This is a genomic window from Burkholderia sp. FW306-1C-G01B, assembly GCF_058781685.1.
In genome coordinates this window covers 320,712-335,612 of the sequence record NZ_JBYSWZ010000003.1, presented here as the reverse complement: position 1 = coordinate 335,612, position 14,901 = coordinate 320,712, and the positions used below count along the sequence as shown (strand labels likewise).

The window sequence follows — 14,901 nt, the reverse complement described above, 5'->3', positions numbered from 1 at the left end:
CGTCACCCCGCCAGCATCGTCGCGGCCTGGCGATACCAGGTCGCCAGATAAGGCGGCACGTACAGGCCGAGCATCAGGCCGAGCGCCAGATGGACGAACACCGGCAACAGCGCCGGCCGGTGTCCGAGCGGTTTCGCCGTCGTCGTGCCGCCGAATACCATCCGCTGCACGCGCGCGAAGATCGCCGCGAAGGCGACGGCGAGCCCGAGCAGCAGCAACGGTGCCGTCCACGGCAGCGTGTTCATCGCGGTCGTCAGGATCAGGAACTCGCTCGCGAACACGCCGAACGGCGGCAGGCCGAGAATCGCGAGCGTGCCGAGCATCATCCCCCAGCCGACGGTCGGGCTGACCTGCAGCAGCCCGCGAATGCCGTCGATCGCCTGCGTGCCGGCCTTCTGCGCCGCATGGCCGACCGCGAAGAAGATCGCCGACTTGACGAGCGAGTGCACCGTCATGTGCAGCAATCCGGCGAAGGTCGCGACCGGGCCGCCGAGGCCGAAGGCGAACGTCACCAGCCCCATGTGCTCGATCGACGAATACGAGAACAGCCGCTTCACGTCCTTCTGCCGGAACAGCGAGAACGACGCGACCAGCACCGACACGAGCCCGAACCCGACCAGCAGCCGCCCCGGCAGTCCGTTGCCGAGCGCGCCGTCGGCCAGCACCTTGCAGCGCAGTACCGCATACAGCGCGACGTTCAGCAGCAAGCCGGACAGCACCGCCGAAATCGGCGTCGGACCTTCGGCATGCGCGTCCGGCAGCCAGCTGTGCATCGGCACGAGGCCGACCTTCGTGCCGTAGCCGACGAGCAGGAACACGAAGGCGATCGACACGATGGTCGGGTCGAGGTGCGCCTTGACCGCGACGAGGCTCGTCCACAGCAGCGCATCCCCGCCGGCCAGCTGCCGGCTTGCGGCGAGGTACAGCAGGATCGTGCCGAACAGCGCCTGCGCGATGCCGACGCCGCACAGAATGAAATACTTCCACGCGGCCTCGAGGCTCGCGGCCGTCCGGTAGACGCTGACGAGCAGCACGGTCGCCAGCGTCGCCGCCTCCATCGCGACCCACAGCACGCCGAGGTTGTCGGTCAGCAGCGCGAGCAGCATCGCGAACATGAAGAGCTGATACATCGCGTGATAGAGCCGCATCCGCGCGGCCGTCATCCGGCCGCGATCCTCCTCGACCTGCATGTACGGACGCGAGAACAACGACGTCGTCCAGCCGACGAACGCGGTCAGCGCGACCAGGTAGACGTTGAGCGGATCGACGAAGAACGCGCCGTCGAACACGCTCGACGGGCCGTTTTCGACGGTGTGCGCGGCGAGCGCGAGCGTCGCCGCGAACGTCGCGAAACTGAAGCCGGCGTTCAGGTTGCGCGCGACGCGGCTGGACCGCACGCACGCGAGCGTCGCGGCGGCCGCGAGCGGCAGGCCGAGCACGGCGAGCACGACATGGGCCTCATTCATCTTTGAGCGTCTCGAGGTGATGGATGTCCAGGCTGTCGAACTGCTCGCGGATCTGGAACATGAACACGCCCAGGATCAGGATGCCGACCAGCAAGTCGAGCCCGATGCCGAGCTCGACGATCATCGGCATCCCGTTGGTCGCGGCCGTCGCCGCGAAAAACAACCCGTTCTCCATCGACAGGAAGCCGATCACCTGCGGAATCGCCTTGGCGCGCGTGATCATCGCCATGAACGACAGCAGCACGCAGGCGAGCGCGATACCGAGCGCGCCGCGCGCGACCGAGGTCGCAAGCTGGCTGATCGGCGATGCGACGTTGAACGCGACGATCACGAGCACGATGCCGATCAGCTGCGTGGTCGGGATGTTGATGAGCGGTTCGACGTCGGCGCGCACGTCGAGCCGGCGCACGAGTCGATACAGGAGCCACGGGATCACACCGACCTTCAGCACGAGCGTCAGCCCGGCGGACACGAACAGGTGCGCGTCGCCCGTCAGCACGCCGAGAATCAGGTTGGCCGACACGAGCGCGACGCCCTGCAGCGTATAGAGATGGATCAGCGACAGCGTGCGTCGCTGGCTCAGCATCGCGAACGACAGGATCAGCAGCAGCGCCGCCAGGAAGTTGATCAGTTGCGTCGCGTAGCCGTGCATTCACGCCCCCAGCAGGATGTGCACGAGCATGCCGATCACCGCGAGCAGGAACGCGGTGGCGAGAAACTCGGGCACCCTGAACAGCCGCATCTTCGCATTGACGGTCTCGACCGCGGCGAGCGCCGCGCCGCCCGCCATCAGCTTGACGAACAGCACCGGCACCGCCAGCAGCAGCGCGAGCGGGTTACCGGCCTCGGCGATGCCCCACGGGACGAACAGCGCGAGACCGATGCACGAATAGGCGAACAGCTTCAGACTCGCCGCCCATTCCATCAGCGCGAGATGCCGTCCCGAGTATTCGAGCATCAGCGCCTCGTGGATCATCGTCAGTTCGAGATGGGTGGCCGGATTGTCGACGGGCAGCCGTGCGTTTTCGGCGAGCGACACCAGCGTGAACGCGATGCCGGCAAACGCCAGGCTCGGATAGAGCGTGAGCTCGCCGCGCCCGAGCGTGCCGACGATGCTCGTCAGCAGCGTCGACTGCGTGATCAGCGACGCGGACAGCAGGACCATCAGCAGCGCCGGCTCCGCGAGAAAGCCGATCAGCATCTCGCGCCGCGCGCCGAGCGTGCCGAATGCCGTGCCGATGTCCATCGCGGCGAGCGACAGCGCGACGCGCGCGAGCGCGAACAGGCCGACGAGCGCGATCGCGTCCGCGGCGGGCGACAGCGGCAGCTCCGTCGACAGCGTCGGCACGATCGCGCACGCGAGCGTCATCGCGGCCCAGACGACGTAGGGCGCGCCGCGGAACACCGCGCTCGCGCCGTGCGCGACGACCGATTCCTTGTTGAACAGCTTGTGGAGCATCCGGTACGGCTGCCAGACCGACGGCGCGCGCCGGTTCTGCAGCCACGCGCGGCACTGGTTGATCCAGCCGGACAGCAGCGGCGCGGCGGCGAGCGCCACCACGATCTCGAGGATCTGCGATACCACGCCGGAGACGGTCACCATCTTCTCACCAGCATCAGGAGCAGGATCAGCACCGCGAAGCTGTAGGTCAGGTAGACGGCGATCCTGCCCGTCTGCAGCCGGCCCGCCCATTCGGCCGCGCGCAGCGTGATCGCCGCGATGCGCTCGTAGAGCAGCCAGGTGCGATCGGCGACCGACACCCGGTACGCGGGCTGCGCGTCGAACGGCGACGGCAACTGCCGCTCGATGCGCAGCAGCGGCGCGAAGATCTCGCGGATCGGCTGCCCGAACCCCTCGGCCGTGTCCTGCATCCGCGTGGTCGGAAACGGGAAGCCGCAACCCCACGGCGCGGCGCGGCGCAGCCGGCCGTGGTAGAAGCGCCGCACCAGCAGCCACGCGAGCCCGCAGCACGCGACGAAAAACAGCATGAACACGGCCGGCATGTAGCTCGCGCGCGCGGTCGACACCGGCACGAACAGCAGCCAGCCGTGATTGTCCGCGCCGACGCCGGCGCCGACGAGCCCGCGCGTGACCGGATCCAGCAGCTTGACGAACTGCGCGGGCATCAGCCCGAGCAGCACGCTGAGCGCCGCGAACCAGCAGAACGCGAGCCGCTCCCACGCATTCGCGTCGCGGGCGCGGCTCAGTTTGGCTTCCCTCGGCTGCCCGAGAAACACGATGCCGAAGAACTTGACCATCGTGTAGCCGGCGAGCGCGGCCGACATCGCAACCAGCGCGGCCGCGATCGGCACCGTCATCGCCAGCACCGAATCCGGCAGGCCGGGCGTAAACAGGAACGCCTGCAGCAACAGCCACTCCGCGACGAAACCGCTCAGCGGCGGCAGGCCGGCGCTCGCCGCGACGCCCGCGAGCACGGCCCAGGCCGTCCACGGCATGAAACGGATCAACCCGCCGAGCTTGCCGAGATTGCGCTCGCCGGTGGCGTGCAGCACGGCGCCTGTCCCCAGGAACAGCAGGCTCTTGTATGCCGCATGCGCGACGACCTGATAGAGCATCGCGGTCAGCGCGAGCGCCGCCAGGGTCGTCATGCCGAACGCGCGAAACAGGACCGCGAGCCCGAGCGACACGAACATCAGGCCGATGTTGTCGATCGACGAATAGGCGAGCAGGCGCTTCATGTCGACCTGGATCGTGCTGAAGACCACGCCGAGCAGCGTGGTGCCGCCGCCGAGCACGAGCAGCAGCACGCCCCACCACGCGATCTGCACGTGCAGCAGGTCGAACACGGTGCGCAGCAGCCCGTAGAGCCCCACCTTCAGCACGAACCCGCTCAGGAGCGCCGACACGGGGGACGGTGCGGCCGGATGCGCATCGGGCAGCCATACATGCAGCGGAAATACGCCCGCCTTCGCGCCGAAGCCGACGAGCGCGAGCAGGAACGCGAGCGACGCCCAGGTTGCATCGAGCGACTGGGTGCGCATGTTCGCGAACGTGTAATCGCCGGTGCGCGCCTGCAGGATGCCGAAGCACAGCAGCAGCGCGAGCGCGCCGACATGCGAAATCAGGAAATACAGGTAGCCCGCACGGCGGATTTCGCCGATCCGGTGGTTGGTCATCACGAGAAAGGTCGCGGACAGCGTCAGCGTTTCCCACGCGACCATGAACGCGTACGCGTCGTCCGCGACGAGCACGAGCGCGATGCTCGCGACGCACACGTGATATTCGCAGCAGATGAGCCCGGGCGCGGCGCCCTCGCCCTTGCGGAAGTAGCCGGCGGAGAACGCGCCGATCCCGGCGCTGACGAGGCCGAGCACGAACAGGAAATAGCCGGACAGGCGGTCGAGCCGCAGATGGAACGGCAGGTCGGGCAGCCCGATCGGCAGCACCGCGACGGACGGCTCGGCAAACACGCCCGCGAGCCCCGCGGCCGCCAGCAGCAGCCCACCCAGCGCACCGAGCGGAAACAGCCCGTGCGCGACGACCCGCGTGCGATGCAACGCCCCGAGCCCCAGCGCGCCGATCGCGAGCCAGGCAGCCACGACCAGCAGCACGAAATGGATGACCGGCACGGGTGCCATCCGGATTGTCTCCAGTACGCTCGGGTTGAACGGGGGCATGGAACGGCGACGGCAGGCGCGCCGGCTCCACGTGCATTATTGCATCGAAAGCCAAATCTGGCTAACAGGATATGATAATGGCATTATCATACAAGCCACATGATTCGAGGAAGCCGGCGCCTTCGCGGGCCGCCCGTTCGGCCCGAAGGGCGCCGTCCGGCCATGTCCGCGCCCGCGATCCCGGCGATTGAGCGAAGCCCCTATGCCAGCGCAGTACTTTCGAAGCCTGACGGGTAAACACCGCAGCGCAACCGCGAACCGCCAGCTCGGCTTTTCGCTCGCGTTCGTCGCCGGCGCGACCAACGCGGGCGGCTTCCTTGCGGTCAGGCAATACACGTCGCACATGAGCGGCATCGTGTCGGCGATCGCCGACCAGGCGGCGCTCGGCGACATTCCGCTCGCGCTGGCCGGCATCAGTTCGCTGGCGTCGTTTCTCGTCGGCGCCGGCTGCTCGGCGGTGCTCGTCAACTGGGGGCGCCGCCGCGGCCTGCAGAGCCAGTACGTGCTGCCGCTGCTGGTCGAGGCCGTGCTGCTCCTGCTGTTCGGGCTGCTCGGCAGCCACCTCGCGCTGTGGGAAGCGTTCTTCGTGCCCGTGACCGTGATCCTGCTGTGCTTCATCATGGGGCTGCAAAACGCGATGATCACGAAGCTGTCGGGCGCGGAGATCCGCACGACGCACATGACCGGCATCGTGACCGACCTCGGCATCGAGCTGGGCAAGCTGTTTTACTGGAACCGTTCGGCCGTCGACGTGGACATGCATGCGGTTGTCGCCAACCGCGCGAAGCTGAGGATTCACGCCACGATGCTGGCGTCGTTCTTCGTCGGCGGCCTGGCCGGCGCGATCGGCTTCAAGTACGTCGGCTATGTGTCGACGGTACCGCTCACCGGCATGCTCGTCACGCTCGCGATCGTGCCCGTGGCCGACGACGTGCTGACCTGGTTCTGCCGGCTCGATCGCCGGCCCTGAGCCGGCGCGAAACCCGACCCGTGCGGGCGCATCCCGGCGGGCCGTCCGGATGGATGACCAGACCGCTCGACAACCGGCCGAACAACCCGTTTCGGCCGTGACGCCGAAAGCAGATGTATTATAATTTGATTAACATATCCGCCGACCTGTCCGCGCAATGGAAACCAAGACCGCCCGCCTGACCGTCCTGATCGATCCCGCCAAGAAGGAAGCATTCGAGATGCTCTGCGCGGCGCAGGATCTCACGCCGTCGCAAGTCGTACGTCAGTTGATCCGCGAGTATCTCGAGCATCACGGCGTGACCTACAAGACCAAGAGCCCGCTCGGCAAGCGCATGAAGTAACCGCGGGTCAAGCCCCGATTTCCCAGCGCCCGGGCGCTTGCTCGCGCCAGACCAGCCGCGCCGGATCGATGCCCGCGCCGCTCTTCAGCCGCCGGGCCGTGGCGGCCAGCTTCAGTTCGCCGGCAACGGCGAACTGAAGCGCGCGCTCGAGCAGGATGCGCAACGACGGCAAGCGATCGCTGCCCTTCCATGCGAACGCGACGAAATTGTTGTCGTCACCGCACGGGACCAGCGCATACGACGCACCGAACACGGCGCCCAGCCGCTCGAGGTACAGCGGCAGCGCCGGATCGTCGTCGGTGAAGTTGATCGCGAGCACGCCCGCGTCGTTCAACCGCTCGCGGCACGCCGCGAAGAAGGCGGCGCTCGCGCACCGGCCCGGCATGCCTTCGGCGACGAACGCGTCGTGCAGGATCACGTCCGCGCGCACGTCCGCCTCCGTCATGTAGTCCGCGCCATCGGCACACACCACCCTGAAGCGCGCATCGTCCGCAGGAATCCTGAACACGTCGCGCAGCGCGATCACCTCGGGATTGATCTCGACCGCATCGATCGCCGTATCGGGCAGATGCCGGTGGCAGTATTTCGCCAGCGAGCCGCCGCCGAGCCCGAGCATGCAGATGCGCGCGGGCGCGGGCTGCAGCAGCAGGAAGCCCATCATCACGCGCGTATAGCCGAGCGCGAGCGCGGCCGGATTCTTCAGCGACATGAAGCTCTGCGTGGCGAGATGATCGAAGTGCAGCGACACCGCATGGCGCGTCTCCAGCACGAACGGCCGGCCATCGCGCAACGGCGTCGACAGGAATCTGACGAACGCATCGTAGGAGGTTCGATCCTCTGCCATGCTTGCTATACCCGGGTAGTCAAACAGTCGAAGCCGCTCGAAGCGCGGGCGGCCGGCCGCGCGAACGAAGCGCCGCCGCGGCGGCGCACGCGCGCAATCACACCTTCTTCAGGAAACAGGCCTTCAGCATGAAGCCGCCGGCGTCCGTCTTGCAGTCGACTTCGTGATCGCCGCCGACGATCCGGATGCTCTTGACCTTGGTGCCCATCTTCAGCGTGATCGACGAGCCCTTCACGCGCAGGTCCTTGATCAGCACGACCGAATCGCCGTCCGACAGCACGTTGCCGTTCGCGTCCCTGACGACGTCGCCGGCCGCTTCATCGCCGGCTTCGGCACCGGCCGTCGCCGACCATTCGTGACCGCAGTCCGGGCACACGTAGAGCGTGCCGTCCGGGTAGGTGTTTTCCATCGCGCATTGCGGGCAGGCAGGGGCGGCGTTCATTGCAGCATCCATCGGGTAAGGTTCGAGTCGAAAAAACGGGCAAGCGCAGCATCTGCTGCACACGGCATTATAATACAATACACATGTTTTCCATCGCTGTACTATAATCCTCGCTTCCCGCCGTTCATCGGACTTGCTGGCGGTTTCGCTGAGGATGTCGACATGTTCGAGCTGGATGGTGCACTGCTGCGGCCCGATCGGCGCCCCGTGACGCTTCGGGAAATCACGGAAAACCGGCCGCTCGTCGTCGTGGGTGTCGGGCGCGGCGTCGAACGCGGCTTCCAGCTGATTCATCGCTTCCACGACGTCGGCGCACAGCTGGCGGCGGCCGAGATTCACCTGGCTTTCGTGTATCCGGCGGAATCGGCCCGGCACGTGACGGACCCGATCTCGGTCGCCTGCGTGCGGTTCCGGCGCCATCCGCACCTGCTGCTCGATGCCGACGACCATTGCTTCGCGCGCGGCGTGCCGCCTCGATCGCTGCGCGCCGTGTTCGTCAACCCGGAAATGGAACGACTCGCCGGCATCGACATCGACTTGCGCGACGCCGCGTGGGAAGCCGCGTTTCGCGCGTTTCTCGCGCACTGCGGGCTCGGCGCCGCGCACGGCCCCCGACGACTCAACCAGAGGCTTTCGTAAAAAACGTGGCAACCGTCGTCTACCTTCAAATCGGCGCCGCGTGGAACCGGACCCGCGCAGGCGCGGCCAGGGACGCGGTCGTCGCAGCGGCACGCCGCTTCGAAAGCGACATCGTGCTGATCGTGAACGGGTGCCGCGGCAACGCGAAAAACGGCGCCGCGATCGCGTCGCTGGAGTTGCGCGGCGGCACGTCCGCCCAGGTGCTGGCCGCCGGGCCCGATGAGGAAGCGGCGCTTCAGGCGCTGCTGCCGTTGCTGCAGGAGGGTTGACCCGCGTGCCGCCCTCCGCCCCGTCGCGCGTCGACCTGCTGCTGTCGATGCGCTCACGCCGCGAGACACGCGCCCGATGACGGAATACCTGCCGCCGCATTCCGCAGCCGCGCTGCCGCGATCCACACCGTATACCCATTCCCGGAGGAAGTCATGAGCGACCAAGACACGTCAAACGCCCCCAACCTGTCGGCGTCCGCCGTCTGGGCACTCGAACGCCTCGCCGACGTTCGCTACGGCCGGGATGCACCGGCGCTCGGCTGGTCGATCGCGCGGGAACTCGTCGGTGCGGGTTTCGCCTGCCATCCGCCGCACGGCCGCTCCGGCATTTCGATCACGTCCGCAGGACGGTCCTTCCTGAAAAGCCTGAAGTAGCAGCCGCGCGGGCGGATTCCGCGGTATCGTACCGGCACGTTCCGCGCGGCCGGTCCGCGTGCCTCCCCCTTCCTGCCCATGGAATGCCCGATGACGTCGAATGTCCCGCCGCCCGTCGCCTCCCCGCCCGTCCTCGACACGCCGCGCCTCGTCCTCGAAGGCCATCCGCTCGGCGACTTCGACGCGCTCGCCGCGATGTGGGCCGAGCCGGACGTCGTCGCGCACATCTTCAACGGCGAGCCGTCCGCGCCGCGCGACTCGTGGATGCGCATGCTCGCGTATCGCGGGCTGTGGCCGCTGCTCGGCTACGGCTACTGGGCGATTCGCGAGAAGGCGTCGGGCCGTTATGTCGGCGATCTCGGCTTCGCCGATTTCCACCGGCTCGTCGAGCCGTCGATTCGCGGGGTGCCGGAAGCCGGCTGGGCGCTGGCGACGTGGGCGCACGGCAACGGTTATGCGACCGAGGCGCTCGCGGCCGCGCTCGCGTGGCTCGATGCGCAGCAGCGGTTCGAACGCAGCGTGTGTTTGATCGCGCCGACCAACGTCGCGTCGATCCGCGTCGCGGAGAAAGCCGGTTATGGCGATCCGGTGCGCATCAGGTTCAACGACACCGATTCGTTGCTGTTTTCACGCGCGAGCCGGTAGGCACGATGGCGCACCCGCTATCGCGGGCGTGCCGCATCCGCTTGCGGTGCGTGTGGTTCAGCCGCACTCACTCCGCAACCGGTTCGTAGAAATTCGCAAAGAGCCTGTCGTCCATCGGCCAGCAGTTGCCGCGCTCGTCGAGCAATATCCAGTCGCCAGGCTTCACCGAACGCCAACCCTCCGGCGTGGCGACCGCCCACACGCCTTCACGGTTCTCCACTCGATCATGGTCGCCATCGGCGAACCACCGTGTTGCATCGACATAATTGATGCGTTTTCGAAATCGCATACCGCCACCGAAACGTTAACCCGTGACAGGCACTTCCAAAGATCTGTCCGCGTATTGAGCATGGGCGCCCGGGTAGTGACGCTCATGCGGGAAAAGAAGGGTTTCGGGATGCCATGGCATCCGCCCCGGGAGACAGCGGCTTCGCCGCCAACACCTGCGTCGCCGGCCCGGTTTCGTACAACGCAATCCAGCCCTCGGCGATGAGTGCCTCGAACGTTTCCCGGGCGACGGTGGAGATCCGGACATCGATCTCCTGCATTCTCCCGATCGCCGCGCGAACCTCGTCCGGTTGATCGGGCGCAAGCGCAATCACAAACCTTGAACGTGTTTCCGCGGCCCGGACGGCCTCGCTCCAGTCAGCCCGGGCGACCGCGACTTCGATCGCATTCGTGAGCACGTCGAGATTCTGGATGACTTGCAGCGATTCCATTTCGCACTCCTGTCAATACATCGTACGGTCCGGATGCTTGCCCCTCGAAGGCCCGTGCGACGTCAACACCGATCCACATGCGTTCAATGCCGGCTGTGGCGCGCCGAATGCGGGCAACCGCGTGTATCGGTCACCGCCTTCGTCGCTGCAAGACATGCACGTCCGTCAGTTGCGAGGATTGTAGGGAACCATGCGCCGCGGCGTACGTAATATTTTGTAATGATATGTCGAGCAACCTTTACGGGGCTTCGCGTTGGCCAGCGCAAGCGGCATTCGCGCAAGCGGTTTTCCGCAAACGTTTTTCACCCGAACGACGCCTCGCCAGGGCTCCCTGCCGGCTACGCGCCGGATATCGCTCTGAATCTTTTCACCCGAATATCGAGCCGTTCGCCGCCGACACGATTCCACACCGTCATCCGTTCGCTTTTCCGCAAGCCGGTGACGATTTCCGTGCAGACGTGCTCAACGAACGATGCAGATTTCATCACATTCCATCGGAATGTTGCGCAGTATCATGCACCTCGCTTCGGTTGCCACGCGTTCGGACTGGGCCTGACCGCTCGTCATTTTCCCGCATTGCCTCCTCGTTTACCGATGCCCATCCGAATCCTGCTCGTCGAAGACGACGTCCATTTGTCCGCGCTGATCGCAGACTATCTGCGCAAGCATCGGTACAAGGTGGACACGCTGTTCGACGGTACCGACGCCGTATCCACGATCGTCGCGAGTTGCCCCGACCTCGTGCTTCTCGACATCAACCTGCCGGGCAAGGACGGCTTCGAGATTTGCCGCGAGGCACGCACGCAATATGGCGGCATCGTCATCATGGTGACGGCACGCGACGAAAAGTTCGACGAGTTGCTCGGCCTGGAATTCGGCGCGGACGACTTTCTCCGCAAGCCGATCGAGCCACGCATTCTGCTCGCGCGGATCAACGCGCAGTTGCGACGGCTACGCATGCGGCCGGCCGACTGCGCGCCGGAATCGCCCCAGCGATTCGTGTTCGGCAAGTTCTCCATCGACCGGTCGGATCGCCAGGTTCATCTTCCTGACGGTAGCGCGCCTCGCCTTACCTCGGCCGAATTCGACCTGCTGTGGGCCCTTGCCAGCCGCGCCGGCGAGGTGGTCAGTCGGGAAGACCTGACGCGGCTGTTACGCCGCATCGAGTTCGACGGCCTCGATCGCACGATCGACTGTCACATCTCGAAGCTGCGCCGCAAACTGCGTGACGACGCGCTCGAACCGCAGCGAATCAAAACGATCCGCGGCAAGGGTTATCAGTTCAGCAAGCACGCTTGGGATTAGCGCCGAATCCGTGCCGGCGCGTTGCGTCGCGTGCCACATGTGCGCCGCACGAGCGCACGAGTCGATCAACTGCCCACCGGCTGTTGCGCGCGTGCCGCCCCTTGCGCGCCGCCGGCCTGCCATCCTCCGCCCGGCGCCTTGCACGACAGGCAGAGATCGGTCGTCTGCAGCGCGACTTCCCCCGCACGAACACGCCGACTGCAACCGACGCGCAACCGGCATTCACCGCGCGGATGCGTTGCGATCTGCGATGCCGCAACAGAAATGACAACCGGTTGAAAAAACGTCCGCAGTTCTCGTGCCGATCGTTCCGCAGCCGTACCGCGCCCCCATTCTCCCCGTCACGATTCGGGCGGATTGTCGGCCGGCTCGCCTTCCCGCTCGGCGGCCCGCTTCGCCATGTCGAGGTAGGTCTGCGCGAGCGCGCGCAATTCTTCCTCCGATGCGTCCTCGATCCCGATCAGCCGGTCGCTCGCCGCGTGCGTGACCGCGAGAAGCTCGTCGAGCTTCAGATGCAGCGCGACGCTGTCGCGGTTCTGGTTGCGTTGAAGCAGGAACACCATCAGGAACGTGATGATCGTCGTCCCGGTATTGATGACGAGCTGCCACGCATCCGAATAGTGGAAGAGCGGCCCGGTGAAGAGCCACAGCACCGTGACGGCGACCGCGCTGCCGAACGCGACCGGCGAACCGGCCCACACGGTCACGTGCGACGCGAAGCGTTCGAAGAGGCGCGTGACGGGATGGCGCGCCGGCCGGTACGCCGCTGCGACGCCAGCTCTGAGTTCGCCGCCCGCGTCCTGCCGGACGCGGGAAGGATCGTTCGATTCGCGCATGGCGCCTCCCGGATACGAATGTCGGATCGCGGCGCATGCCCGGGGTTCGGTCCCGTATGCAAGCGCTGCACACCCAGGAGCAGGTCGCATGCCCGGTCGCCTCGCCGCGCAGTGCCACGCACGGCACAGATGACATAGTGGGCGCTATCGCGGTAGCGCATGCGGCAAAGTCCTCATCCCGGCAAGGAACAAGAGCCGCGTTCCCGGCAACTCCCTGGCATATACGGCCGCTATCGAGCGGCGACCGCTTCGGATGCGCCAGGTTGCCAGCCGCCACCGAGTGCCTTGAACGCGGCAACCGCTGCTCGTGCCGATTCTGTTTGCGCCTGCACGCGCTCATCGGAGGCACGCAGCAAGCTTTCATCGGCCTGCAAGACCTCGATCAGACTGACGACGCCTTTCTGGTAGGCCGCAAACGATGCCGCCCGCGCCCTGCCGAGCGAGTTCACTCCGTCGGCCAGAACGGTAGCCTGCTCCTCGCGCTTGACGAGCGCCGAGAACGCGTTTTCGACGTCCTCGGTGGCGTGCAGCGCGGCGAGCCGGTAGGCGGCCAGCATTTCGGCCTCCTGTCCTTTTGCCTGCGCGATCTGCGCATTGATCCGGCCGAAGTCGAACAGACGCCAGCGCAAGCCGAGCACGCCGGCAGCCTGATTCGCGCCGCCGGAAAACAGGTTGCCCGCGCCCATTGTCGTTGCGCTGCCGATCAGCCCGCTCAGCGAGAACTTCGGGTAATACTCGGCAATGGCCACACCGATGCGCGCGTTCGACGCCGCGACGCGACGCTCGGCCACGAGCAGGTCGGGCCGGCGCCTGAGCAGCTCTCGCGGGGATCCCATCGTCGCGATCTGCGGCGCAACCGGGATATCACCGTCGTCCAGAAGTTCGGCCCGATGCGTGCCAGGCTGCGAACCGAGCATCACATCGAGCGCATTCATCGACGCGTCCAGCGCCGCTTCCAGCACCGGGACAGATGCGCGAACCTGGGCCAGCGCGCCTTCGGCCTGCCTGACCTGAAGCTCCGCCGCCAGACCTTTTCCATACAACAGATTGATGGTCGACAGCAGATCCTGCTGCGTCTGCACCTGGCGCCGCGCGACCTTCAGGCGGCCCTGCAACCCGCGAATGACGATGTAAATGTCCGCGGTCTGCGCCGCGACGGCCAGCCGCGTCGCCACCGCCCCCGCTTCCGAGGCCCGATAGTCGGCGAGCGCCGCTTCCCGGCCGCGGCGCAGGCCGCCGAACACGTCGAGTTCCCAGCTCGCGCTGAAATTGGCCTCATAGTCGTTGCCGTAACGGTCGAAACCGGGCGTCGAATTCAACACCCGTCCCAACGGAGTCTCGACAGACTGGTAGACGCGCGCGGCCTGGCCGCTGACATTGCCGGACGGCAACAGCGCGGCGTTCGCCGACCCTAGCGCCGCGCGGGCCTGCGCGACGCGAGCTGCGGCCTGCGCAAGATCGAGGTTCTGCGCGAGCGCGAGCGTGACGAACTGCGTCAATTGCGGATCGCCGAAACCCGTCCACCACGTCGCGAGTTCGGCTTCGGCGGCCGCGTGCCGCTGCTCCACGGCGACCTGGCCCTGGAACCGCTCCGGCATGGCCGGATCCGGCTGCACGTAGTCGGGCCCGACGGCGCAGCCGGCCGACAGAGCGGCGGCAAGAACCGCGGCAACGATGGGTTTGGGTAGCATGAGGGTCTTCGCAAGAATCCGGTAGTGACTATAATACCAAATAGTCACTCGTTGTCCATTCCTGTCAGCCCGCAGCCCATGAAAAAAGACGCCCCTCCCCCGATCCCCGCACGCGGTCCGGCCGACCACGACGTACGGGATCAGATCGTGGCCGCCGCCACCGAGCACTTCAGCCGGTACGGCTATGAAAAAACGACCGTGTCCGATCTCGCCAAGTCCATCGGCTTTTCGAAGGCGTATATCTACAAGTTCTTCGAGTCGAAGCAGGCGATCGGCGAAATGATCTGCGCGAACTGCCTGCACCAGATCGAAACCGACGTCCGGGCGGCCGTGGCCGACGCCGGCCTGCCGACCGAAAAGCTGCGGCGGATGTTCCGGGTCTTTACCGAAGCGAGCCTCCGGCTGTTTTTCCGCGATCGGAAGCTGTACGACATCGCCGCATCGGCCGCCACCGGGAACTGGCAGTCGGTGCAGGCGTACGAAGCGCGCGTGCAGACGCTGCTGCAGGACGTGCTGCAGGAAGGCCGCCAAAGCGGCGACTTCGAGCGCAAGACGCCGCTCGATGAAACCGCGATGGCGATCTACCTGGTCATGCGGCCGTATCTCAATCCGCTGCTGTTGCAGTACAACCTCGACACGACCGACGTCGCGCCCGCCCAACTGTCCAGCCTCGTGCTTCGCAGCCTGTCGCCGTGATGCGGCACCGTTTGTGACTATT

At 66.5% G+C, this 14,901-nt stretch carries 18 protein-coding genes; 8 read left to right on the top strand and 10 right to left on the bottom strand.

From position 1 onward, the window contains the following. Positions 1-2: 2 nt before the first annotated feature. From AC3WLY_RS08995 to hyfB, 4 genes are read right to left on the bottom strand one after another with little or no spacing between them, the layout of a single operon-like run. The gene (locus tag AC3WLY_RS08995; RefSeq protein ID WP_175961702.1) at positions 3-1,466 is read right to left on the bottom strand and encodes a hydrogenase 4 subunit F; all 1,464 of its coding nucleotides are present in this window, start codon (positions 1,464-1,466) and stop codon (positions 3-5) included. Then, positions 1,459-2,118 (bottom strand): formate hydrogenlyase, encoded by a 660-nt coding sequence (locus tag AC3WLY_RS08990; RefSeq protein ID WP_492309025.1) that lies wholly within the window; start codon positions 2,116-2,118, stop codon positions 1,459-1,461. The genes AC3WLY_RS08995 and AC3WLY_RS08990 overlap by 8 nt, the downstream gene beginning before the upstream one ends. Further along, positions 2,119-3,069 (bottom strand): respiratory chain complex I subunit 1 family protein, encoded by a 951-nt coding sequence (locus AC3WLY_RS08985; RefSeq protein WP_034184415.1) that lies wholly within the window; start codon positions 3,067-3,069, stop codon positions 2,119-2,121. Then, positions 3,063-5,066, bottom strand: coding sequence for a hydrogenase 4 subunit B (gene hyfB / locus AC3WLY_RS08980; RefSeq protein WP_492309026.1), 2,004 nt, complete (start codon positions 5,064-5,066; stop codon positions 3,063-3,065). Before hyfB ends, AC3WLY_RS08985 begins: the two co-directional genes overlap by 7 nt. Positions 5,067-5,307: 241 nt before the next feature. On the opposite strand from hyfB, the gene AC3WLY_RS08975 reads away from it, so the two are divergent. Both AC3WLY_RS08975 and AC3WLY_RS08970 read left to right on the top strand, forming a co-directional pair. Continuing rightward, a complete protein-coding gene (locus AC3WLY_RS08975; protein ID WP_492309027.1) occupies positions 5,308-6,075 on the top strand; it encodes a YoaK family protein in 768 nt (255 codons plus the stop codon). A 157-nt stretch (positions 6,076-6,232) separates the two neighbouring features. Beyond that, positions 6,233-6,418: a ribbon-helix-helix protein, CopG family gene (locus AC3WLY_RS08970; RefSeq protein WP_034184418.1), complete on the top strand. Its 186-nt coding sequence runs from the start codon at positions 6,233-6,235 to the stop codon at positions 6,416-6,418. A gap of 7 nt (positions 6,419-6,425) precedes the next feature. On the opposite strand, the gene AC3WLY_RS08965 is transcribed toward AC3WLY_RS08970, so the two are convergent. Beyond that, positions 6,426-7,262, bottom strand: a complete 837-nt coding sequence (locus AC3WLY_RS08965; protein WP_310133927.1) for a fused MFS/spermidine synthase — start codon at positions 7,260-7,262, stop codon at positions 6,426-6,428. A 97-nt stretch (positions 7,263-7,359) separates the two neighbouring features. Then, entirely contained in the window at positions 7,360-7,704 is a 345-nt protein-coding gene (locus AC3WLY_RS08960) for a zinc ribbon domain-containing protein YjdM (RefSeq protein WP_034184663.1), read from the bottom strand. A 162-nt stretch (positions 7,705-7,866) separates the two neighbouring features. On the opposite strand from AC3WLY_RS08960, the gene AC3WLY_RS08955 reads away from it, so the two are divergent. The 4 genes from AC3WLY_RS08955 to AC3WLY_RS08940 all read left to right on the top strand — a co-directional run bounded on the left by AC3WLY_RS08955 (position 7,867) and on the right by AC3WLY_RS08940 (position 9,632). Then, a complete protein-coding gene (locus tag AC3WLY_RS08955) occupies positions 7,867-8,343 on the top strand; it encodes a hypothetical protein (protein WP_175961707.1) in 477 nt (158 codons plus the stop codon). 5 nt (positions 8,344-8,348) lie between these two features. Beyond that, complete coding sequence (locus AC3WLY_RS08950) at positions 8,349-8,612, top strand: HPr family phosphocarrier protein (RefSeq protein ID WP_175961708.1); 264 nt, start codon at positions 8,349-8,351, stop codon at positions 8,610-8,612. Between the two features lie 153 nt (positions 8,613-8,765). Then, the gene (locus AC3WLY_RS08945; protein WP_175961709.1) at positions 8,766-8,987 is read left to right on the top strand and encodes a hypothetical protein; all 222 of its coding nucleotides are present in this window, start codon (positions 8,766-8,768) and stop codon (positions 8,985-8,987) included. A gap of 90 nt (positions 8,988-9,077) precedes the next feature. Beyond that, positions 9,078-9,632, top strand: a complete 555-nt coding sequence (locus AC3WLY_RS08940; protein ID WP_244137334.1) for a GNAT family N-acetyltransferase — start codon at positions 9,078-9,080, stop codon at positions 9,630-9,632. A 67-nt stretch (positions 9,633-9,699) separates the two neighbouring features. Here the strand turns inward: AC3WLY_RS08940 and AC3WLY_RS08935 are convergent, their stop codons facing one another. Both AC3WLY_RS08935 and AC3WLY_RS08930 read right to left on the bottom strand, forming a co-directional pair. Beyond that, a complete protein-coding gene (locus AC3WLY_RS08935) occupies positions 9,700-9,921 on the bottom strand; it encodes a hypothetical protein (protein ID WP_175961711.1) in 222 nt (73 codons plus the stop codon). Positions 9,922-10,003: 82 nt separating this feature from the next. After that, positions 10,004-10,351, bottom strand: a complete 348-nt coding sequence (locus AC3WLY_RS08930) for a hypothetical protein (protein ID WP_492309028.1) — start codon at positions 10,349-10,351, stop codon at positions 10,004-10,006. 594 nt (positions 10,352-10,945) lie between these two features. On the opposite strand from AC3WLY_RS08930, the gene AC3WLY_RS08925 reads away from it, so the two are divergent. Next, positions 10,946-11,656 (top strand): response regulator, encoded by a 711-nt coding sequence (locus tag AC3WLY_RS08925; RefSeq protein ID WP_492309041.1) that lies wholly within the window; start codon positions 10,946-10,948, stop codon positions 11,654-11,656. A gap of 341 nt (positions 11,657-11,997) precedes the next feature. On the opposite strand, the gene AC3WLY_RS08920 is transcribed toward AC3WLY_RS08925, so the two are convergent. Both AC3WLY_RS08920 and AC3WLY_RS08915 read right to left on the bottom strand, forming a co-directional pair. After that, on the bottom strand, positions 11,998-12,492 hold the full coding sequence (locus tag AC3WLY_RS08920; protein ID WP_175961712.1) for a low affinity iron permease family protein: 495 nt from the start codon (positions 12,490-12,492) through the stop codon (positions 11,998-12,000). A 230-nt stretch (positions 12,493-12,722) separates the two neighbouring features. Then, positions 12,723-14,183 (bottom strand): efflux transporter outer membrane subunit, encoded by a 1,461-nt coding sequence (locus AC3WLY_RS08915; protein ID WP_492309029.1) that lies wholly within the window; start codon positions 14,181-14,183, stop codon positions 12,723-12,725. Between the two features lie 78 nt (positions 14,184-14,261). Between AC3WLY_RS08915 and AC3WLY_RS08910 the strand changes: the two genes are divergently transcribed. Then, complete coding sequence (locus AC3WLY_RS08910; RefSeq protein ID WP_310133910.1) at positions 14,262-14,879, top strand: TetR family transcriptional regulator; 618 nt, start codon at positions 14,262-14,264, stop codon at positions 14,877-14,879. Positions 14,880-14,901 lie beyond the last annotated feature (22 nt).

Coding starts and splice junctions, on each gene's coding strand:
- AC3WLY_RS08925 (WP_492309041.1), top strand. CDS start 10,946: ATGCCCATCCGAATCCTGCTCGTCGAAGACGACGTCCATTTGTCCGCG.
- AC3WLY_RS08945 (WP_175961709.1), top strand. CDS start 8,766: ATGAGCGACCAAGACACGTCAAACGCCCCCAACCTGTCGGCGTCCGCC.
- AC3WLY_RS08915 (WP_492309029.1), bottom strand. CDS start 14,183: ATGCTACCCAAACCCATCGTTGCCGCGGTTCTTGCCGCCGCTCTGTCG.
- AC3WLY_RS08985 (WP_034184415.1), bottom strand. CDS start 3,069: ATGGTGACCGTCTCCGGCGTGGTATCGCAGATCCTCGAGATCGTGGTG.
- AC3WLY_RS08960 (WP_034184663.1), bottom strand. CDS start 7,704: ATGAACGCCGCCCCTGCCTGCCCGCAATGCGCGATGGAAAACACCTAC.
- AC3WLY_RS08990 (WP_492309025.1), bottom strand. CDS start 2,118: ATGCACGGCTACGCGACGCAACTGATCAACTTCCTGGCGGCGCTGCTG.
- hyfB (WP_492309026.1), bottom strand. CDS start 5,066: ATGGCACCCGTGCCGGTCATCCATTTCGTGCTGCTGGTCGTGGCTGCC.
- AC3WLY_RS08910 (WP_310133910.1), top strand. CDS start 14,262: ATGAAAAAAGACGCCCCTCCCCCGATCCCCGCACGCGGTCCGGCCGAC.
- AC3WLY_RS08930 (WP_492309028.1), bottom strand. CDS start 10,351: ATGGAATCGCTGCAAGTCATCCAGAATCTCGACGTGCTCACGAATGCG.
- AC3WLY_RS08965 (WP_310133927.1), bottom strand. CDS start 7,262: ATGGCAGAGGATCGAACCTCCTACGATGCGTTCGTCAGATTCCTGTCG.
- AC3WLY_RS08970 (WP_034184418.1), top strand. CDS start 6,233: ATGGAAACCAAGACCGCCCGCCTGACCGTCCTGATCGATCCCGCCAAG.
- AC3WLY_RS08935 (WP_175961711.1), bottom strand. CDS start 9,921: ATGCGATTTCGAAAACGCATCAATTATGTCGATGCAACACGGTGGTTC.
- AC3WLY_RS08955 (WP_175961707.1), top strand. CDS start 7,867: ATGTTCGAGCTGGATGGTGCACTGCTGCGGCCCGATCGGCGCCCCGTG.
- AC3WLY_RS08995 (WP_175961702.1), bottom strand. CDS start 1,466: ATGAATGAGGCCCATGTCGTGCTCGCCGTGCTCGGCCTGCCGCTCGCG.
- AC3WLY_RS08940 (WP_244137334.1), top strand. CDS start 9,078: ATGACGTCGAATGTCCCGCCGCCCGTCGCCTCCCCGCCCGTCCTCGAC.
- AC3WLY_RS08975 (WP_492309027.1), top strand. CDS start 5,308: ATGCCAGCGCAGTACTTTCGAAGCCTGACGGGTAAACACCGCAGCGCA.
- AC3WLY_RS08920 (WP_175961712.1), bottom strand. CDS start 12,492: ATGCGCGAATCGAACGATCCTTCCCGCGTCCGGCAGGACGCGGGCGGC.